Here is a 19,832-nt window from a genome sequence, read left to right on the forward strand (position 1 = left end):
GATGAGACGGCTCAGCCGCTGGGCCCGCGCCGAATGGGGTCTGCTGTACGCCACCGTGCGCGGCCCGCTGGCGAAGCGGCGGCTGCGGGCCGTGCCGATGTCGGTGGCGGCGGCGGGCCTGACGGCGTTGCTGCAGTTCGTCCAGAACCAGTCGTGGGGCTACCGGTTCGTGCAGGACATCGGGGGCGTGCGCGCCGCGGACCCGTTCTGGCCGGCCCTGCTCCGCACTCCCCTGTCGCTGTTCGTGCCGGCCCTGGACCTGCCGGTGTGGGGCGCGCTGGCGCAGATCCTCTTCGTGTTCGGCATCGCCGAGGTGTGCCTGGGGTGGTGGCGGACCCTCACCGTCGCGTACGTCGCGACCCTCGCCGGCACCCTCTACGCCCGCGCCGGCCTCGCGCTGGGCCCGCACAGCCCCCTGGGCCTGCCCGCCTCGGACGCCTGGGTGGTGGACACCGGTCCCTCGGCCGCCGTCGTCGGGCTCGCGGTCGTCGTCGGATGGCGGTACGGCGCGCATGTCACCGCGGGCGCCGTGGCGTCGGCGATGGTGGTCGAGGTGGCGCTGAAGGACAACCTCGCCGGCAAGGAGCATCTGGCGGCCATCGCGGGCGTGGCGGTGCTGTACGCGGCGGTGGCGGCGGGACGGCGGCTGGGCCACCGGTGGCGTCAGCGGCGGCCGGGCAGCCGGGCCGGTTCCGGGCGGTCGGGCTTGCCGCCGATCCAGTCCTGAAGGGTTCTGCTCAGCCGGGCCCAGCGGCGGTCGTGGCGGTAGGCGCGCAGCCCGGCCCTGGCCCGGGCGTGCGGGCGGCCGGGGTAGAAGCGGCGGGCCCAGGCCGAGCCGGGCCGGGCCAGCCGGACCGCGCCGACGATGCCGACGAACGGGACGACCACCCCGAAGATCGCGGTACGGGCCTTGCCCTTGCTGAGGGCGACGAGCGAGAAGAGGAAGTTCCCCACGATGTTCGCGATGACGGCGCTGCGGTCCTGGAGTTCGTCGGCCGTGATGTCGTTGACGCCCAACGGCGAGAACCCGGCGAGCAGCAGCCCGACCATCGCGGCGGTGATGACGACGACCTCGACGCTCTGGCGGCCCTCCTCGGTCCAGTAGACGTCGTCGAGGTGCAGGATCAGCGCGAACTCGTCGAGGACGAGCCCGGCTCCGACGCCGAAGACGATCGCGGCGAGGGCCGCGCCGAAGCCCTGCCGGCCGCTGGCCACCGCGCCGAACCCGCCGATGACGACGAGGACGACCCCCGGGACGACGTGGTGGATGTGCAGCCCGCCCGCCTTCACGTTGCCGAACGGCCCCTTCCCGGCGCGGATCAGCCGGGTGATGACCCGGGTGATCACAAAGGTCAGGACGAAGGCGGTCAGGGCGAGCAGCAGGGGGAGTTTGCCCGGCTCGACGATGTTCCGCTCCAGCCAATGTCCCATGTGCGCACTTTATCCCTGGTCACGGCACGCACCTTCCTGACCAACGGGTAACCTGCGCCGGTGGCTGCGACCTCTGCGACTTCCTGGCGTGACGGCCTGCGCTTCGCCTTCGGCACGCTCACCGTGTTCCCCGTGCGGGTGACCCGCTGGGACCGCGAGGCGGCCCGGGGCGGCATGCTGCTCGCGCCCCTGGCCGGCCTCGCCGTCGGGCTCTGCGCGGGCGCGGTCGGGGCGCTGCTGGTCCTGGCCGGGGCGAGTGCGCCGGTGGCCGCGGTGGCGGCGGTCGCGGTTCCGGCCGTGCTCACCCGGGGGCTGCACCTGGACGGACTCGCCGACACCGCCGACGGCCTGGGCAGCGGCAAGCCGGCCGAGGAAGCGCTGCGCATCATGAAGCAGTCGGACATCGGGCCGTTCGGCGTGATCACGCTCGTCCTCGTCCTGCTCGGGCAGGCGGCCGCGCTGGCACAGGCCTACGGCGACTCGTGGCAGCGGGGGGTGCTGGCCTCGGTCGTCGCGGCGACGGTGGCCCGGCTGGCGATGAGCCTGGCCGCGGTCCAAGGGGTGCCCGCGGCCCGCCCGGAGGGGCTGGGGGCGGCGGTGGCCGGGGTGGTCCCGAAGGCGGGTGCCTCGGCGGTCACGATCGCGGTGATGGTGGTGGCGGCGGGGGCCGGAGCGCTGCTGGGGCCGGCCGACAGTCTGCGGGCGCTGCTCGCGGTGGTGGTGGCGGAGGCGGCCACGGATGTGCTGCTGCGGCTGTGCAGGCGGCGGTTCGGCGGGGTGACGGGGGACGTGTTCGGGTGTCTCGCCGAGACGGCGGCCACCGCGGCGCTCGTGGTCCTCTCGCTGGGGGGTTGAGGGACGCTCCCGGCGCCCGGGACGTGGCCGCCGGGCGGTCACCGGTGTACGGAATCCCGAACTCGTAGGTGCCGAGCGGGAGTTGCGGCTTCGCTCCGCGGGGTGCCGTCGGCGAGGATCGCCCGTGAAGGAACCGGGCGACTCCCGGGCCGCCCACCGGGAGAGGGGGAGACGGCCTTGACGCCGCCCCCGGGTGAACACCCGTGGGAATGAGCGGACGCATACACACGCGTAGGCTCGTCCCGGGTGTTCGCCGACAGGGTGAAGGCCCCGGTGTTCATGCGAACCGAGGCCTCTGCCTAGGGTCGCCTCCCGGGCCCGGTCGACCCACCCACTCGGCCACAGCAACTCAACATCGGAAGCGAGATCCCACCACCGTGACTGCTCTCACTCTCAGCACCTCAGCGGCGCCCGGCCTCCGGGCCGACGCGATCGTGATCGGTGTCGCCAAGGGCACGGGTTCCCGGTCCGGGGACCTGGTCGTAGCGCCGGGCGCCGAGGCCGTGGACAAGGCCTACGACGGCAAGCTCGCCGGCGTCCTGGAGACCCTCGGTGCCTCGGGTGCCGAGGGCGAACTGACCAAGCTGCCCGCCCCGGCCGGCTTCAAGTCCGCGCTCGTCATCGCGGTCGGTCTGGGCTCCGTGCCCGACGACGGCGCCGACTACGACGCCGAGGCTCTGCGCCGGGCGGCCGGCATCGCGGCCCGCACGCTGAACGGCGCGAAGAAGGCGGCCTTCGCGCTGCCCGTCGAGGACGCTGCCGCCGTCGGCGCGATCGCCGAGGGCGTACTGCTCGGCGCCTACTCCTTCGACGTCTACAAGGACAACAGCGGCAGCGGGAAGGCGAAGAACGGCAAGGCGCCGCTCGCCGACGCCGTCCTGCTCGGCGGCAAGCCGCGGGACGCGGCCCACAAGGCGGCCCTCGCCCGTGCCACCGCGGTCTCCGAGGAACTCAACCGCGCCCGCGACCTCGTCAACACCCCGCCGAACGACCTCACCCCGGCCGCGTTCGCCGCGATCGCGCAGCGCGCGGCCAAGGAGCACGGCCTCAAGATCCAGATCCTGGACGACAAGGCGCTCGCCAAGGACGGCTACGGCGGCATCCTCGGCGTCGGCGGCGGCTCGGCCGCGACCCCGCGGCTGGTGAAGCTGTCGTACACGAGCCCCGAGGCCGACAAGCACCTCGCCTTCGTCGGCAAGGGCATCACCTACGACTCGGGCGGCATCTCGCTCAAGCCGGCCGGGCACAACGAGACGATGAAGTGCGACATGAGCGGCGCGGCGGCGGTCTTCGCGGCCGTCGTCTCGGCCGCGCGCCTCGGCCTGCGGGTCAACGTGACCGGGTGGCTGGCGCTCGCCGAGAACATGCCGTCCGGCTCGGCCGTGCGCCCGGGTGACGTGCTGCGCATGTACAGCGGCAAGACGGTCGAGGTCCTCAACACGGACGCCGAGGGCCGGCTGGTCCTCGCCGACGCGCTGTGGGCGGCGTCCGCGGAGAACCCGGACGCGATCGTCGACGTGGCGACGCTGACCGGGGCGATGATGCTGGCGCTGGGCAGCCGGACGTTCGGCGTCATGGCCAACGACGACGCGTTCCGTACGGCGATCCACGAGGCGGCCGAGGAGGTCGGCGAGCCGGCCTGGCCGATGCCGCTGCCGGAGCACCTGCGCAAGGGGATGGACTCCCCCACCGCGGACATCGCGAACATGGGCGAGCGGATGGGCGGCGGGCTGGTGGCCGGCCTGTTCCTGCGCGAGTTCGTCGGTGAGGGGATCACCTGGGCGCACCTGGACATCGCGGGCCCGGCGTTCAACGAGGGCGGCCCCTTCGGGTACACGCCCAAGGGCGGGACCGGGTCCGCGGTGCGGACGCTGGTGCGGCTGGCGGAGCTGACGGCCGAGGGTGACCTGGGCTGACCTCGGATTCTGTGGACGGGACCTCGCGCGCGGGTAGGGCGGGGTCCCGTCGCCCACTGACCGGGGGTTTTCGGTCATGTGGCGACTGCGGGCGTTTCGTGGCCGATCGCGCAGTTCCCCGCGCCCCTTCGGGGCGCTGTCCTCACGGCGTCGTCAGGTGAGCGTGTGGTGTCTCACACCCAGGCCCGGCGTCTCGTTCGCCTCCGACAAGTGCGAAGATGGGGCTCGGCAGGACAGGGCCCCCACCACAGGGCCGAAGAAGAGCGGCCGGACACCAGCCGCCGCGCGGTCACCGTTGACCGGCGTACGGCGCACATGCATGGAGGACGTGACGTGGCGAACGACGCCAGCACCGTTTTCGACCTAGTGATCCTCGGCGGTGGTAGTGGCGGTTACGCCGCGGCCCTGCGCGGGGCTCAGCTGGGCCTGGACGTCGCCCTGATCGAGAAGGACAAGGTCGGCGGTACCTGCCTGCACCGGGGTTGCATCCCCACCAAGGCCCTGCTGCACGCGGGCGAGATCGCCGACCAGGCCCGCGAGAGCGAGCAGTTCGGTGTCAAGGCCACCTTCGAGGGCATCGACGTGCCGGCCGTGCACAAGTACAAGGACGGCGTGATCGCCGGTCTGTACAAGGGCCTGCAGGGTCTGATCGCCTCCCGCAAGGTGACGTACATCGAGGGCACGGGACAGCTCTCCTCCCCGACCTCCGTCGACGTGAACGGCCAGCGCATCCAGGGCCGCCACGTGCTTCTCGCGACCGGCTCCGTGCCGAAGTCGCTGCCCGGCCTGGAGATCGACGGCAACCGCATCATCTCCTCCGACCACGCCCTCGTCCTGGACCGCGTGCCGAAGTCCGCGATCATCCTGGGCGGCGGGGTCATCGGCGTCGAGTTCGCCTCCGCCTGGAAGTCCTTCGGTGCCGACGTCACCGTCATCGAGGGCCTCAAGCACCTCGTCCCGGTCGAGGACGAGAACTCCTCCAAGCTTCTTGAGCGCGCGTTCCGCAAGCGTGGCATCAAGTTCAACCTGGGCACCTTCTTCTCGAAGGCCGAGTACACCGCCGACGGCGTCAAGGTCACCCTCGCCGACGGCAAGGAGTTCGAGGCCGAGGTCCTGCTCGTCGCCGTCGGCCGCGGCCCGGTCTCGGCCGGCCTCGGCTACGAGGAGCAGGGTGTCGCCATGGACCGCGGTTACGTCCTGGTCGACGAGTACATGCGGACGAACGTCCCGACCATCTCCGCCGTCGGTGACCTGGTCCCGACGCTCCAGCTCGCGCACGTCGGCTTCGCCGAGGGCATCCTGGTGGCGGAGCGGCTGGCCGGTCTGAAGACCGTTCCGATCGACTACGACGGTGTTCCCCGGGTCACGTACTGCCACCCGGAGGTCGCCTCCGTGGGCATCACCGAGGCCAAGGCCAAGGAGATCTACGGCGCGGACAAGGTCGTCGCCCTGAAGTACAACCTGGCGGGCAACGGCAAGAGCAAGATCCTCAACACCGCGGGCGAGATCAAGCTCGTCCAGGTGAAGGACGGTGCCGTGGTCGGCGTCCACATGGTCGGCGACCGCATGGGCGAGCAGGTCGGCGAGGCCCAGCTGATCTACAACTGGGAGGCGCTGCCCGCCGAGGTCGCCCAGCTCATCCACGCCCACCCGACGCAGAACGAAGCGATGGGCGAGGCGCACCTGGCCCTGGCCGGCAAGCCGCTGCACTCGCACGACTGACCCTCGGTCGACACACGCGACGACTCAGACTTCCGCAATTCGTAAGGAGCAACCGAAACCATGGCGGTTTCCGTAACCCTTCCGGCGCTCGGCGAGAGCGTCACCGAGGGCACCGTCACCCGCTGGCTGAAGGCCGAGGGTGAACGCGTCGAGGCCGACGAGCCGCTGCTCGAGGTCTCGACCGACAAGGTCGACACCGAGATCCCGGCCCCCGCCTCGGGCGTCCTCGCCTCGATCAAGGTCGCCGAGGACGAGACCGTCGAGGTGGGCGCCGAACTGGCGATCATCGACGACGGCACCGGCGCGCCCGCCCCGGCCGCTCCGGCCCCGGCCGCCGAGCCGGCCCCCGCCGCCGAGCCGACGCCGGCTCCGGCCGCTGCCCCGGCCCCGGTGGCCGAGGCCGCCGCCCCGGCCCCCGCCGCCGCCCCGGCCGCACCGGCCGGCGGCGCCTCGGGCACGGACGTGGTCCTGCCCGCGCTCGGCGAGTCCGTCACCGAGGGCACCGTCACCCGCTGGCTGAAGTCGGTCGGCGACGAGGTCGCCGAGGACGAGCCGCTGCTCGAGGTCTCCACCGACAAGGTCGACACCGAGATCCCCGCGCCGGTCGCCGGTGTGCTGCTGGAGATCGTGGTCGCCGAGGACGAGACCGCCGAGGTCGGCGCCAAGCTCGCCGTCATCGGTGCCCCGGGTGCCGCTCCGGCACCCGCCCCGGCCGCGCCCGCCCCGGCGCCCGCCGCCGCTGCCCCCGCTCCGGCTCCGGCTCCGGCTCCGGCTCCGGCGCCCGCTCCGGCGCCCGCCCCGGCCGCTCCGGCTCCGGCTCCGGCGCCCGCCCCGGTCGCCGCCGCCCCGGCTCCGGCCGCCCCGGCCCCCGCGCCGGCCGCCCCGGCCCCGGTCACCCCGGCCCCGGCTCCGGCTCCGGCCTCCGCGGTCGACGAGGGCGCCTACGTCACCCCGCTGGTGCGCAAGCTCGCCGCCGAGAACGGCGTCGACCTGGGCTCCGTCAAGGGCACCGGCGTCGGCGGGCGTATCCGCAAGCAGGACGTGCTCGCCGCCGCGGAGGCCGCCAAGACCGCCGCGGCCGCTCCGGCCCCCTCGGCCGCCGCCGCTCCGGCAGCCGGCGCGAAGAAGACCCCCAGGCTGGAGGTCTCCCCGCTCCGTGGCCAGACCGTCAAGATGCCCCGCATCCGCAAGGTCATCGGCGACAACATGGTCAAGGCCCTGCACGAGCAGGCCCAGCTGTCCTCGGTGGTCGAAGTCGACGTGACCCGCCTGATGCGCCTGCGCGCCCAGGCCAAGGACTCCTTCGCCGCGCGCGAGGGCGTCAAGCTCTCCCCGATGCCGTTCTTCGTCAAGGCGGCGGCCCAGGCGCTGAAGGCCCACCCGGCCATCAACGCCCGGATCAACGTGGAAGAGGGCACGATCACCTACTTCGACACCGAGAGCGTCGGTATCGCGGTGGACTCGGAGAAGGGCCTGATGACCCCGGTCATCAAGCACGCGGGCGACCTCAACATCGCCGGCATCGCCAAGGCCACGGCCGACCTGGCCGGCAAGGTCCGCGCCAACAAGATCACCCCGGACGAGCTGTCCGGCGCGACCTTCACCATCTCCAACACCGGCTCGCGCGGCGCGCTGTTCGACACGATCATCGTGCCGCCGAACCAGGTCGCGATCCTCGGCATCGGTGCCACGGTCAAGCGTCCGGCCGTCATCGAGACGGAGGAGGGCACGGTCATCGGCGTCCGCGACATGACGTACCTGACCCTGTCCTACGACCACCGCCTGGTGGACGGCGCCGACGCGGCCCGCTACCTGACGGCCGTCAAGGCGATCCTGGAGGCCGGCGAGTTCGAGGTCGAGCTCGGTCTCTGATCCGCCAAGGGTCCCTCGGTGCCCCGTCCGGAGCTGCTGCTCCGGGCGGGGCACCGTCGTATCACCCGGGCGCCGCGGAGCGGTCGGCACCTCGGCGGGGTGCCAAGCCGGTCGCCCGGATTCCCCACGGCCCCGTCACGCCCGGCGGTCCGTGCCGGCGCCGCGGAAGCCCCGCCCCGCGGACCGCAGCGGCGATCCTGCGCGCCGTCCCGGCCCTGCCGCCGTGCGGTCCCGCGCCCGCCGGTCCCCGGCCCGGTGGTCACGACGCTCCTCCCGTGCCGGGGACCGCCCCGGCGGAGCCCCTCCCACCGCAGGGTTGCGCGGGTGAGGAGGTGGTCACGGCTCCGCGGCGGCTCCGGTACGGGGCTTTACGGATCCCGTCCGGCTGGGCAGCGTGTAAGTCTCATCTCACCTGCACGAAAGCGCCCCCGTGCGCCTCTCCCGAGAGGCGGTCCGGCCGTATTGTCTAAACGTCAACGCCCTTAAGGAGCTCCCATGACCGCGCCCGTCGTCCACTCGCTGCGCGAACAGATCCGCGAGCACATCGTGGAGGGAATCGTCAGCGGGCGCTGGAAGCCGGGCGAGCGGATCGTGGAGCGGCGGATCGCCACCGAGCTGGAGGTCAGCCAGACGCCGGTGCGGGAGGCGCTGCGGGAGCTGGAGTCGCTGCGGCTGATCGAGTCCGCGCCCAACAAGGGCGTGCGGGTGCGGAACCTGACGGCGGCCGACCTGGAGGAGAGCTACCCGGTGCGGGCCGGGCTGGAGGCGATCGCCGCGGAGCTGGCGGCGGAACGGCTGGCGTCGGACTGCTCGGCGCTCGAACCGCACGTCACGGCGTTGTACGAGGCCGATCGGAACACCGACGGCACGGCACAGGTCCGCCACACGGTCGGCTTCCACCGCGAGCTGGTCCGTGCGGCCGGGAACTCGGTGCTGCTGCACACCTGGGAAGGCCTGGGCATCGAGGTGTTCACGGCGCTGTCGATCCGCTGGCTGGGAACGGTCCAGCAGTCGTACGCCGAGGAGCACCAGGAACTGGTGGCCGCGTTCCAGCGCCGCGACCCGCGGATCGCCGAGATCGTGAAGGCCCACGTCCTGGGCTGCGCGCCGAGGCCGTGACCCGCGGCGGGCCCGGCTCCGCCGAAGACCGCCGGCGCGGGCCGAGAACGCCGCTCGGGCGCACGGGGGGGACCCCGGCCGTCGGCCGGGGGAGGCTGCGCGACCGGCCGCGCGACGACGCCGCACCCGACCGGACCACCACCCGCAACGGCGCGCGGCAACGCCCCGCACCGCGGAAGACCACCCTCCCGGCCGGTCACCGTCGCGACGGCCGCGAAGGCCCGCCGAACGCCTCTCCCCGCACAAGAGCGTCCCCCCGCTCACACACCGCCTCACCTGCGTAAACGCCGATCCGATCACGTCACCCGGTGCCATTGGCGAAGGCACCGCGTGCCGACTTTCTTCAAATCGAGAAGTTTTGCCCTGAACCCTTTGATCGATCATCGATCAGGGAGTTATTGTCACCGACGGGCCCGCACCCGGGCCCGCCGCCCTGTCCTGCCAAAGACCAAGGGCAACCCCTGAACCCTTACCGATGAGGGAACCCCCTTCGACTGAGGAAGGCGGCGTCATGACCGACTCCAACGCCATCCAGCCGAGCGCGCTCGACCAGCTCCCGGACCGGGATCCGGAGGAGACCGCCGAATGGCAGGCCTCTCTGGACGCCGTGGCCAGGGAGGCCGGGCCGCACCGCGCCGCATACCTGATGCGCCGTACGCTGGAGCGCGCCGAAGCGGGCGGCATCGCGCTGCCGAAGCTCCTCGAGACCGACTACGTCAACACCATCCCCACCGCCACCGAGGCAGCGATCCCCGGCGACGAGGAGATGGAGCAGAGGATCACCGCGTGGAACCGCTGGAACGCGGCCGCGATGGTCACCCGGGGCAGCAAGCACGGCGTCGGCGGCCACATCGCGACCTTCGCCTCCGCGGCCTGGCTCTACGAGACCGGCTTCAACCACTTCTTCAAGGGCAAGGAGGGCGATGGCAGCGGTGACCAGCTCTACATCCAGGGGCACGCCTCCCCCGGCATCTACGCCCGCGCCTTCCTCGACGGCCGCCTGACCGAGGCGCAGCTCGACAACTTCCGCCAGGAGGCCGGCGGCAACGGCCTCCCGTCCTACCCGCACCCCCGCCGCCTGCCCTGGCTGTGGGAGTTCCCGACGGTGAGCATGGGCCTCGGCCCGCTCTCGGCGATCTACCAGGCCCGCTTCAACCGGTACCTGACCGCGCGCGGCATCAAGGACGTCTCGTCCTCGCACGTGTGGGCGTTCCTCGGTGACGGCGAGATGGACGAGCCGGAGTCCACGGCCGCCCTCGCACTCGCCTCCCGCGAGGGCCTGGACAACCTGACCTTCGTCATCAACTGCAACCTGCAGCGCCTCGACGGCCCGGTACGCGCCAACTTCAAGATCGTGCAGGAGCTGGAGGCCCAGTTCCGCGGCGCCGGCTGGAACGTCGTGAAGTCGCTGTGGGGCAGCGCCTGGGACGAGCTGTTCGCGCTCGACACCACCGGCGCGCTGGTACGACGCCTGCGCGAGGTACCGGACGCCCAGGTACAGACGTACCAGACCCGGGACGCCGCCTACATCCGCGCCGACTTCTTCGGCAAGGACCCGGCGCTCGCCGAGATGGCGAAGCTGCTGAGCGACGACAAGATCACCGAGTGCTTCCACTTCTCCCGTGGTGGTCACGAGGCCCGCAAGGTGTACGCGGCCTACAGGGCGGCGCTCGCCCACAAGGGCGGCCCGACCGTGATCCTCGCCCAGACCGTCAAGGGCCACACCCTCGGCAGCGGCTTCGCGTCGAAGAACGCCAACCACCAGATGAAGAAGCTGACGGTGGACGAGTTCAAGACGATGCGCGACCTGCTCGAACTGCCCATCGCGGACAGCGCCTTCGCCGACGGCCAGGTGCCCTACGGCCACCCCGGTACCGACTCCCCCGAGGTGCGCTACCTCCAGGAGCGCCGCGCGGCCCTCGGCGGCCCGGCCCCCGCCCGCCGTACGCACGCCCTGGCCCCGCTGCCGGCCCCCGCCGACAAGGCCTTCGCCTCCTTCGACAAGGGCTCCGGCTCGCAGAACCTGGCGACCACGATGGCCTTCGTCCGGCTCGTCAAGGACCTGGTCCGCGACAAGGAGACCGGCCGCCGCTGGGTGCCGATCGTCCCCGACGAGGCGCGCACCTTCGGCATGGAGAGCCTGTTCCCGTCCCTCGGGATCTACTCGCCCAAGGGCCAGACGTACGAGCCGGTCGACCGCGACCAGCTGATGTACTACAAGGAGGCCAAGAACGGCCAGATCCTCAACGAGGGGATCACCGAGGCCGGTTCGATGGCCGACTTCATCGCCGCGTCCACCGCGTACGCCACGCACGGCGAGGCGATGATCCCGTTCTACATCTTCTACTCGATGTTCGGCTGGCAGCGCACCGCCGACCAGATGTGGCAGCTCGGCGACCAGCTCGGCCGCGGCTTCCTGGTCGGCGCGACCGCCGGCCGCACGACCCTGACGGGCGAGGGCCTCCAGCACGCCGACGGCCACTCCCCGGTGATCGCCGCGACCAACCCGGCCGCGCTGTCGTACGACCCGGCGTTCGCCTACGAGATCGCGGCGATCGTCAAGGACGGTCTGCGCCGCATGTACGGCGAGCCGGCCCAGGGCGAGGACCCGAACGTCTTCTACTACCTGACCGTCTACAACGAGCCGCTGCCGCAGCCCGCGAAGCCGGCCGGGCCCGGCGTCGACGAGGGCATCGTCAAGGGCCTGTACCGCTTCAACACGGCGGAGTCGGCCGGGCTCACGGTGGTGGCGAACGCCCCGCGCATCCAGCTGCTCGGCTCCGGCACGGCGATCCACTGGGCGCTGAAGGCGCAGCGGCTGCTCGCCGAGGAGTGGGGCGTGGCGGCCGACGCCTGGTCCGCGACCTCCTGGACGGAGCTGCGCCGTGACGCCATGGAGGCGGACGCGGCCCTGCTGCGCGGCGAGGAGCGGATGCCGTACGTCCGTCAGGCCCTGCAGGGTGCCGAGGGCCCGGTGCTTGCCGTCTCCGACTACATGCGCCAGGTACCCGACCAGATCGCGCAGTGGGTCGAGCAGGACTACTCCTCGCTGGGCGCCGACGGCTTCGGCCTCTCCGACACCCGGGACGCGGCCCGCCGCCACTTCGGCGTCGACGCCGAGTCGGTCGTCGTCGCGGCCCTGGCCCAGCTGGCCAGGCGCGGCGAGGTCAAGGCGACGGCGGTGAAGGAGGCCCGGGAGAAGTACGGGCTGTAGGCACCACCGAGGTCCGGTGCAGGGGAAGGGGTACGGCCGCCGCCGTACCCCTTCGTCGTCCCTGCCCCGTCGTTGCGGGCGCACCCCGGCATCATGAAGTCATGCGCGCCGCCCGTCTCATCAGAATGGTGCTTCTGCTCCAGTCCCGGACCGCCATGACCGCCGGTGAACTGGCCGCCGAGCTGGAGGTGTCCGAGCGGACCGTGATGCGGGACGCGCAGGCCCTGTCGGAGGCCGGGGTGCCGGTGTACGCGGACCGCGGCCGGACGGGCGGGTACCGCCTGCTCGGCGGGTACCGGACGGGGCTGACGGGGCTGGGGCGCAGCGAGGCCGAGGCGCTGTTCCTGAGCGGGGTGCCCGGTGCGCTGCGGGAGATGGGGCTGGCGGACGCCGCCAGTGCCGCCCGGCTGAAGGTGTCCGCCGCGCTGATGCCCTCGCTGCGCGACGCGTCCCGGACCGCGGCCCAGCGGTTCCACCTGGACGCGCCGGGCTGGTTCGCGGAGCCCGGGACGCCCGCGCTGCTGCCGGCCGTCGCCGACGCGGTGTGGGACGACCGGCGGGTGGTCGCGCACTACCGGCGCGGTGAGTCGGAGGTACGGCGGGAGCTGGAGCCGTACGGGCTCGTGCTGAAGGCCGGTGTCTGGTACCTGTGCGCGCGGGTCACCGAGACCGGTTCCTACCGGGTGTACCGGATCGACCGGTTCACCTCGGTCGAGGCCGGTGCGGAGCGGTTCGCGCGGGACGAGGAGTTCGATCTGCCGGGGTTCTGGGACCGGCGGGCGGAGCAGTTCGCGCGGTCGATCCTGCATGCGGAGGTGGTGGTGCGGCTGTCGGCGGTCGGGCTGCGCAGACTGCCGTACGCCGTCGATCCGGTGACCGCGCGGCAGGCGCTCGCCGACGCCGGTGCCCCGGACGCGCGGGGGTGGGTGACGGTGACCCTGCCGGTGGAGAGCGAGGACGTCGCGCACGGGCAGCTGACCGCGCTCGGGCCGGAGGCGGAGGTGCTCGCGCCACCGGGGCTACGGGCACGTTTCGCGGCGGACGCGCGGCGCCTGGCGGCGCTGTACCCGCCGGCGGAGGACGGCGGATAACAATCCGCACCACTCCGCGTGCGCCCCCGGCGCACAGGCACGATGCTGGACCCGTGATGGACGAGACGGAGTTCTGGGAGCTGGTCGACCGCACCCGCGAGGCCGCCGGGGGCGATCCCGAGGACCAGGCGGACCTGCTCGTGGACCGGCTGCTCCAGCTGGACCCGGACATGGTGCTGGACTTCGCCCGTCACTTCGAGGCCCGCTACAACCGCGCCTACAGCTGGGACCTGTGGGGCGCCGCGTGGGTGCTGCTCGACGGGGCCAGCGACGACGCGTTCGACTTCTTCCGGTGCTGGCTGATCGGCCAGGGCCGGGAGGTGTTCGAGGGCGCCCTGCACGACCCCGACGGGCTGGCGGAGTTGCTGGGCGACTTCGACGAGGAGGTCGACGGCGACGGCGAGGAACTGGGGTACGCGGCGGACGAGGCGTACGAGCAGCTCACCGGGACCGTGGCTCCGGACCTGGGCATCGCCCCCGCCCCTTCCGAACCGGAGGGCAGCCCGGTCGACTTCGAGAACGAGCGGGCGCTCGCGGAACGGTTCCCCAGGCTCTGGAACCGCTTCAAGGAGTGAGCGCCAGGCCGTGCGGCGGCGGGTGACGTCCGAGGGGATGTACGCCTGCCCGGCCCTGACCGCGTGGCGCATCGGCGCCGCGTTGGCCTGGCCGAGGGCGGACGCGGTGACCGCGGCCGGCCCGAGGACGACCGTCGCGACCGCGCAGATCCCCGTCCAGGGGCCGCGCGCGGACCTGACCCAACCGTCCTTAGCCGTGCTCCCCCTGGTGCTGTTCACGATCCCCGCCTCCGGTCGTCCTGTGTTGTCCGTGACGTTGGGACGCGGGGATCGGAACGCCCGCGTGCCGCCTACGGCGTTCCTGTGGACGCCGGCACGGATGCCGCCACGGGTGTTCTCAGGGGCTCGAGGCGTGCTTCGAGGGGGCCCGGGAGGGGTGCCGCGGGCGGCCCGGCCGGTGTCGCCGCGGGTGTGCCCGGCGGGGTCGCGGCGGGTGTGCCCGGCGGGGTCGCGGCGGGTGTGCCCGGCGGGGTCGCGGCGGGTGTGCCCGGCGGGGTCGCGGTGGGCGGTCCGGCGGGGGTCGTCCCGGGGAGCCGCGGCGGGGTCGCGGTGGGCTGTCCGGCCGGGGGTGCGGTGGGCGGTCCCGTCGGAGTCGCGATGACCGGTCCGGCCGGGGTCACCGCGGGCGGTCCCGTCGGCAGGGCGGTGGGGGCGGCCGGCGACACCCTGCCCTGGAGCCGCGCCGCCGCCTCCCTGATCTCGGGGAGGCGGGCGGTGAGGGCGGCGCCGGGGCAGTTGGTCCTGTACCCGTCCTGGTGGCCGGCCACCGCGGGCAGGGCGACGACGGTGCCCCGCCGGTAGCGGCTGAGCCCGTTGCTGGAGACCAGCCGGGCACTGGTGCGCGGGTCGACGTCGGACAGGCCGAGCTTCCAGGCGGCGACGGCGGCGATCGAGTCGGTCAGGGCGCGCGGCACGGGCACCCCGGCGGTGAAGGTGCCCAGGGCGGCGATACCGGCGGTGCGGTGGTTGAAGCCCTGGGTGTGCGCGCCGACGACCGCGCGTTCGGTGCCGCCCGCGCGGCCCTCGTAGATGGTGCCGCAGCGGTCCACGATGAAGTTGTAGCCGATGTCGTCCCATGCCCGGTCGCCGGTCTGGCCGCTGTAGAGGCGGCGGATGATCTCGGGCGCCGAGGCGCAGGGGTAGCCGTTGGGCGAGTCGGTGTGGTGCACGAAGACGGCGACCACCCTGTCGTCGTAGCGCGGTGGCGGCTGGGTGCGGCGGACGGTGGCGTCCAGCCAGGCCGAGCGCGGCACGATGGCCGGCCGGGGCGCCCGGAAACGGCCGTCGGGGCTGGCCGGGGCGGGCGCGGCCAGGTGGACGACGACGGCGTGGTCGGGGTCCGGGGGGTACAGCACCAGCACGAGGGCGGCCGCGAGGCCGGGCAGGCAGCCGAGCAGCGTCAGGGCGGTGATTCTGGTGCGCCGCCCTGCTCTGGGGAAGACACGCATGGCATCCACTCTCGGGTTGATCCACTTCGCCCGCGATGTGTGCTGTGCCACCTGGTGGAACCAACGTCCTGGTCCGAGGCGTTTCAGTGGGTACACGCACGCGTGGCCGGTTCTCGGGCTTCCCGTGCGTGTCGACTGATCACCGGACCTGTCCCGACCGTAACTAAGGGCACCGAGAGAAAGGCGGCTCCGTGGACCTGCTCGACCTGGTGCTCGTACTGGTGGTCCTCGTCTACGCGGCGTCGGGCTACCGGCGCGGGCTGGTGGCCGGCTGCGTCTCGCTGGCCGGGTTCGTGGGCGGCGCGGTCATCGGCGTGTGGGTGCTGCCGTGGGTGATGGAGCTGGTCACCCGGGGCACGGCGACGGCGACGGTGGTCGCGGTGCTGACGGTGCTGGTGCCCGGGGTGGTCGGGCACGAGCTGGCCGGGCGCCTGGCGCTGCGCCTGCGCCGCGAGCTGGACCAGGGGCCGCTGCGGGTGGCCGACGGGATCGGCGGGGCGGCGGCCAACTCGGTGGCGGTGCTGATCGTGGCCTGGGTGGCGGCGAGCGTGCTCGGCGCGTCCTCGTCGCCGGCGGTGACGACGGCGATCCAGGACTCCAAGCTGCTCGGCGCGGTGCAGAACACCATGCCGGACACCACGCCCGCCTGGTTCTCGCGGGCCACCTCGGCACTCACGGAGGCGGGCTTCCCGCAGGTCTTCAACCCGTTCGAGAACGAGTCGACGGCCCGGGTCGCCAAGCCGACGGGCGACAGTGTCACCAGGGCCGCGACCGAGGCGGCCAAGCGCAGCACGGTCAAGATCGAGGGTGTCTCGGGCAGCCAGGGCCGTGAGGGCAGCGGGTTCGTGTACGCGCCGGAGCACGTGATGACCAACGCCCACGTGGTGGCCGGCATCACCGACCCGAGCGTGCGGGTCGGCGGGGTCGGGGCGTCGTACGAGGCGCAGGTCGTGCTCTTCGACCCGGACCGGGACGTGGCCGTGCTGTACGTGCCGCAGCTGCGCGCGCCGGTGCTGGGGTTCGACACCGGTGCGGTGCGTGGCGACTCGGCGGTGGTGGCCGGCTATCCGCAGGACGGCGACCTGAACCTGCAGGCGGCCACGGTGGCCGCCAAGGTGCCGGCCACCGGCCGGAACATCTACAACGACGCCACGGTGACCCGCGAGATCTACTCGGTCCGCTCGACGGTCCGCCCCGGCAACTCGGGCGGCCCGCTGCTGACCACCGGCGGCAAGGTGTACGGCGTGGTGTTCGCCCGCTCCACGTCGGACGACGAGACGGGGTACGTCCTGACCGCCGGTGAGGTGGCCTCGGACGCCACCCGCGCGGCGCACGCCACGGCGCCGGTGGACACCGGCGAGCTGATCACGTCCTGACCGTCACAGCGCCCGGCCCATGATCACGTCGTCGACGTACTCGCCGCCCAGCAGGAACTCCCCCGGCAGCACGCCCTCGACGGCGAAGCCCTCCGACTCGTAGAGCCTGCGCGCCGGGCCGTTGTGCCCGAGGACGCCCAGCCTGATGCGGCGGGCGCCACGGCGGCGGGCCTCCTCCATGACCGCCCGCAGCAGCGCCCGGGCGACTCCCCGGCCACGGGCCTCCTCGGCCACCGCGAGGCCCTGGATCTGGCGTACGTGCGCGTTGGAGGCGACCTTGTAGGCGAAACCGAGGCGGACGTAGCCGACGATGCGCCGGTCGAGCTCGGCTACCAGGGTGTCCTCGGGGGCGTGACGCTCGTCGAAGAAGGGGTCGTACGGCGGCTGCGGCTCGGGCAGGACGGCGTGCTGGTACGACCAGGTGGCGCGGTCCAGCTCGCACAGCTCCTGGTCGTCGTCGGGCAGGGCGGTGCGTATGTACGGTTCCGGCATGTGGTCACCCTAAGTCCGGCGACACCCGGTTCCCCGGCGATTTCCGGCGCCGCTCCCGGCATGCTGGACCCCATGGAACGCTCTCGTATCGCGGTGGCCGGCGCGTCCGGTCTGATCGGCAACGCCCTGGTGCGGTCCCTGCGGGCGGACGGCCACGAGGTGGTGCGCCTGGTGCGGCGCGCGTCCCACGGCGCCGGTGAGGTCTGCTGGGACCCGGAGGGGCAGTACGTGGACACGGCCGGGCTGGCCGGCTGTGACGCGGTGGTGAACCTCGCCGGGGCCGGGATCGGCGACCGGCGCTGGACGGACGCCTACAAGCGGCAGATCCGGGACAGCCGGGTTCGCGGCACGGCCGCGCTCGCGGAGGCCGTGGCCGCCCTGGACGAGCCGCCACGGGTGTTCGTGAGCGGCAGCGCGACGGGTTTCTACGGCGACACGGGCGACCGGGCCGTCGACGAGGACGCGCCGCCCGGCAACGGGTTCCTGCCGTCGCTGTGCGTGGAGTGGGAGCAGGCGGCGGCCCCGGCGCGGGAGGCCGGTGTCCGGACGGTGTTCGTCCGCACGGGCCTGGTGGTGGCCCGCGGCGGCGGAGCCTGGGGCCGGCTGTTCCCGCTGTTCAACGCGGGACTCGGCGGCCGGCTGGGGGACGGCCGGCAGTACTGGTCGTTCATCGCGCTGCACGACGAGGTGGCCGCGATCAGGTTCCTGATGGACACCGAGGGCCTGGAGGGGCCGTTCAACCTCACCGCGCCGGACCCCCTGACGAACCGTGAGATCACCGCGGCGATGGCCCGGGTGCTGAACCGTCCGGCCCTCTTCCCGGTCCCCGCGGCGGCGCTGCGGCTGGCGCTCGGCGAGTTCGCCGGGGACGTGCTGGGCAGTCAACGCGTGGTGCCCAAGCGGCTGCTGGAGTCGGGGTTCACCTTCGCGTTCCCGGGCATCGAGGACGCGATCCGCGCGGCCTGACCACCCGCGTGACCGTATGCGACCGGTGTGCGACCGTGCCCTGTTCATGCGCGACTGTCCTTGACCGATCGCCGTCCTAACCTCGACCCGAACTCGGGTATCCCCGGAGCCTGTTGGGGGCATCACGTCTCCACCGGACGCGCAATCGAGGAGGGGCCTCGTGCATGAGCCCGCGTACCAGGCGGACGTCGTCATCGTGGGAGCCGGCATCGCCGGTCTCTCCGCGGCTCATCGGCTGAACAGCGCAGGAGTAACGACCGCGGTCCTGGAGGCCGCCCCCTACGTCGGCGGACGTATGTCGACCGAGAAGGTCGACGGCTTCCGGCTCGACCGGATCGGGCAGCTCCTGTCCACGTCCTATCCGGAGCTACGGCTGACACCGGGACTGGACGCCCTGGTTCTGCGCCGGTTCGCGCCCGGTGTACTGCTGCATCGCGACGGGCGCAGGCACCGGGCCGGCGCTCCGGCGGGCGGCGGGAGCGCGAGGGGCGCACTGTATGCGGTACGCGCCCTGGCAAGCGCCCCCAGAGGTGCCTCGGCCGTGTCGCCGACGCGCGTGACCGCACCGATGGGCGGCGCCGTCGACCAGGCACGGCTCGGCGCGGCGCTGGGGCGGATCGCCGCGACCCCGGTGGAACGCATCCTCGCCCGCCCCGAGCTCCCGGCCGCGCACGCCCTCGCCGAGCGCGGGGTACCCGCCCGTACGGTCGAGGGCTTTCTGCGCCCGCTGCTCGCGGCCCTGCTCTGCGATCCGGAGCTGGCGACGTCCAGCCGGTGCGCGGATCTGGCTCTGCGATCCTTCGCGAGCGGGCGGCTGTGCGTGCCGGAGGGCGGCGCCGAGGTCCTTCCCGAGCTCCTCGCCCGCGCTCTCCCGCCGGGCACGGTCCACACGGGCGTACGGGTCACCGCGGTCTCGACGACGTCCGTGACGACCGCCGAACACGGCGAGATCCGCTGCCGGGCGGTACTGCTGGCGACCGACGCACGGGCCGCGGCCGGGCTGCTGCCCGGTCTGCGCGTCCCGGACTTCCACCAGGTGACGGTGGTCCACCACACGACCGACGAGCCGGCCGCGCTCACCACGGGGGCGTCGCTCCTCCTCGACGCCGACCGGAGCGGGCCGGTCTCCCACACCTGCGCCGTCAGCGTGGTCGACCCGAGCCGGGCTCCGCAGGGCCGCGCCCTGATCTCCTCGACGGTCCTCGGCCCGCCGCCCGCCGACGTCGACACGGCGGTCCGGATGCACCTGGCCCGGCTCTACGGCACGTCCACGCACCGCTGGGAGACCCTGGCCGTGCACCACACGCCGGAGGCGATCCCGGCGATGCGTCCCCCGCACGACCTCCGCCGCCCGGTCCGCCTCCTGGCCGGCCTCTACGTCTGCGGTGACCACCGGGACACCAGCACGGTCCAGGGAGCGCTGCACTCGGCCCATCGGGCGACGGCGGCGATCCTGACGGACCTCGGCGTGTCCGGTTCGCTGCACAGCGCGGAGCCGGCGCAGCACCGGGCGGCATAGACGCGCCCCTTCAGGGGCGCGGGGAACTGCGACCGGCCACGACGGCGCCACACCCGGCGACGGACCGGAACCGGCGTGACCGATCACCGCCACGCCGGGCCGCCCGGCGCAGCACCGGGCGGCACAGACGCGCCCCTTCAAGGGCGCGGGGAACTGCGACCGGCCACGACGGCGCCACACCCGGCGACGGACCGGAACCGGCGTGACCGATCACCGCCACGCCGGGCCGCCCGGCG

The 19,832-nt window shown here is 73.3% G+C and carries 14 protein-coding genes and 2 pseudogenes; 12 read left to right on the plus strand and 4 right to left on the minus strand.

The genetic code is table 11. From position 1 onward, the window contains the following. Position 1 precedes the first annotated feature (1 nt). Positions 2-727 carry a hypothetical protein gene (locus ACZ4O3_RS17535; RefSeq protein WP_467722822.1) on the plus strand — a complete coding sequence of 242 codons (726 nt, stop codon included), beginning with the start codon at positions 2-4 and terminating at the stop codon, positions 725-727. Here the strand turns inward: ACZ4O3_RS17535 and ACZ4O3_RS17540 are convergent. Next, positions 664-1,431, minus strand: a complete 768-nt coding sequence (locus ACZ4O3_RS17540) for a hypothetical protein (RefSeq protein ID WP_467722823.1) — start codon at positions 1,429-1,431, stop codon at positions 664-666. The genes ACZ4O3_RS17535 and ACZ4O3_RS17540 overlap by 64 nt on opposite strands. 60 nt (positions 1,432-1,491) lie before the next feature. Between ACZ4O3_RS17540 and ACZ4O3_RS17545 the strand changes: the two genes are divergently transcribed. From ACZ4O3_RS17545 to ACZ4O3_RS17580, 8 genes are all read left to right on the plus strand, one after another. Continuing rightward, positions 1,492-2,286 (plus strand): adenosylcobinamide-GDP ribazoletransferase, encoded by a 795-nt coding sequence (locus tag ACZ4O3_RS17545; protein WP_467722824.1) that lies wholly within the window; start codon positions 1,492-1,494, stop codon positions 2,284-2,286. Positions 2,287-2,663: 377 nt separating this feature from the next. Beyond that, positions 2,664-4,202: a leucyl aminopeptidase gene (locus tag ACZ4O3_RS17550; RefSeq protein ID WP_362717405.1), complete on the plus strand. Its 1,539-nt coding sequence runs from the start codon at positions 2,664-2,666 to the stop codon at positions 4,200-4,202. A 333-nt stretch (positions 4,203-4,535) separates the two neighbouring features. Then, a complete protein-coding gene (gene lpdA, locus ACZ4O3_RS17555; protein ID WP_362717402.1) occupies positions 4,536-5,924 on the plus strand; it encodes a dihydrolipoyl dehydrogenase in 1,389 nt (462 codons plus the stop codon). Positions 5,925-5,984: 60 nt separating this feature from the next. Further along, entirely contained in the window at positions 5,985-7,796 is a 1,812-nt protein-coding gene (sucB, locus tag ACZ4O3_RS17560) for a 2-oxoglutarate dehydrogenase, E2 component, dihydrolipoamide succinyltransferase (protein ID WP_467722827.1), read from the plus strand. 495 nt (positions 7,797-8,291) lie between these two features. Then, the gene (locus ACZ4O3_RS17565) at positions 8,292-8,915 is read left to right on the plus strand and encodes a GntR family transcriptional regulator (RefSeq protein WP_384989711.1); all 624 of its coding nucleotides are present in this window, start codon (positions 8,292-8,294) and stop codon (positions 8,913-8,915) included. A gap of 511 nt (positions 8,916-9,426) precedes the next feature. Then, positions 9,427-12,129: a pyruvate dehydrogenase (acetyl-transferring), homodimeric type gene (gene aceE / locus ACZ4O3_RS17570; protein ID WP_467722829.1), complete on the plus strand. Its 2,703-nt coding sequence runs from the start codon at positions 9,427-9,429 to the stop codon at positions 12,127-12,129. 101 nt (positions 12,130-12,230) lie between these two features. Beyond that, positions 12,231-13,220, plus strand: a complete 990-nt coding sequence (locus tag ACZ4O3_RS17575) for a helix-turn-helix transcriptional regulator (RefSeq protein ID WP_467722830.1) — start codon at positions 12,231-12,233, stop codon at positions 13,218-13,220. 56 nt (positions 13,221-13,276) lie between these two features. After that, complete coding sequence (locus ACZ4O3_RS17580) at positions 13,277-13,795, plus strand: DUF4240 domain-containing protein (protein WP_467722861.1); 519 nt, start codon at positions 13,277-13,279, stop codon at positions 13,793-13,795. A gap of 6 nt (positions 13,796-13,801) precedes the next feature. On the opposite strand, the pseudogene ACZ4O3_RS17585 reads toward ACZ4O3_RS17580, so the two are convergent. Together ACZ4O3_RS17585 and ACZ4O3_RS17590 are read right to left on the minus strand one after the other, a co-directional pair. Beyond that, positions 13,802-14,014, minus strand: a pseudogene (locus ACZ4O3_RS17585) (hypothetical protein); the annotation flags it as partial. A 446-nt stretch (positions 14,015-14,460) separates the two neighbouring features. Next, positions 14,461-15,243: pseudogene (locus ACZ4O3_RS17590) on the minus strand (peptidoglycan recognition protein family protein); the annotation flags it as partial. A gap of 191 nt (positions 15,244-15,434) precedes the next feature. Between ACZ4O3_RS17590 and ACZ4O3_RS17595 the strand changes: the two are divergent. Then, positions 15,435-16,619 carry a MarP family serine protease gene (locus ACZ4O3_RS17595; RefSeq protein ID WP_467722832.1) on the plus strand — a complete coding sequence of 395 codons (1,185 nt, stop codon included), beginning with the start codon at positions 15,435-15,437 and terminating at the stop codon, positions 16,617-16,619. Positions 16,620-16,622: 3 nt separating this feature from the next. Here ACZ4O3_RS17595 and ACZ4O3_RS17600 read toward each other — a convergent pair whose 3' ends face one another. Then, a complete protein-coding gene (locus ACZ4O3_RS17600) occupies positions 16,623-17,111 on the minus strand; it encodes a GNAT family N-acetyltransferase (RefSeq protein WP_467722834.1) in 489 nt (162 codons plus the stop codon). 72 nt (positions 17,112-17,183) lie between these two features. Between ACZ4O3_RS17600 and ACZ4O3_RS17605 the strand changes: the two genes are divergently transcribed. Continuing rightward, a complete protein-coding gene (locus tag ACZ4O3_RS17605; protein ID WP_467722836.1) occupies positions 17,184-18,077 on the plus strand; it encodes a TIGR01777 family oxidoreductase in 894 nt (297 codons plus the stop codon). Positions 18,078-18,237: 160 nt separating this feature from the next. After that, positions 18,238-19,596: an NAD(P)/FAD-dependent oxidoreductase gene (locus tag ACZ4O3_RS17610; RefSeq protein WP_362729987.1), complete on the plus strand. Its 1,359-nt coding sequence runs from the start codon at positions 18,238-18,240 to the stop codon at positions 19,594-19,596. The last annotated feature ends 236 nt before the right edge of the window (positions 19,597-19,832 follow it).

This window comes from Streptomyces sp. NPDC026515 (genome assembly GCF_055567595.1).

Coding starts and splice junctions, on each gene's coding strand:
- ACZ4O3_RS17535 (WP_467722822.1), top strand. CDS start 2: ATGAGACGGCTCAGCCGCTGGGCCCGCGCCGAATGGGGTCTGCTGTAC.
- ACZ4O3_RS17540 (WP_467722823.1), bottom strand. CDS start 1,431: ATGGGACATTGGCTGGAGCGGAACATCGTCGAGCCGGGCAAACTCCCC.
- sucB (WP_467722827.1), top strand. CDS start 5,985: ATGGCGGTTTCCGTAACCCTTCCGGCGCTCGGCGAGAGCGTCACCGAG.
- ACZ4O3_RS17565 (WP_384989711.1), top strand. CDS start 8,292: ATGACCGCGCCCGTCGTCCACTCGCTGCGCGAACAGATCCGCGAGCAC.
- aceE (WP_467722829.1), top strand. CDS start 9,427: ATGACCGACTCCAACGCCATCCAGCCGAGCGCGCTCGACCAGCTCCCG.
- ACZ4O3_RS17575 (WP_467722830.1), top strand. CDS start 12,231: ATGCGCGCCGCCCGTCTCATCAGAATGGTGCTTCTGCTCCAGTCCCGG.
- ACZ4O3_RS17580 (WP_467722861.1), top strand. CDS start 13,277: ATGGACGAGACGGAGTTCTGGGAGCTGGTCGACCGCACCCGCGAGGCC.
- ACZ4O3_RS17600 (WP_467722834.1), bottom strand. CDS start 17,111: ATGCCGGAACCGTACATACGCACCGCCCTGCCCGACGACGACCAGGAG.
- ACZ4O3_RS17605 (WP_467722836.1), top strand. CDS start 17,184: ATGGAACGCTCTCGTATCGCGGTGGCCGGCGCGTCCGGTCTGATCGGC.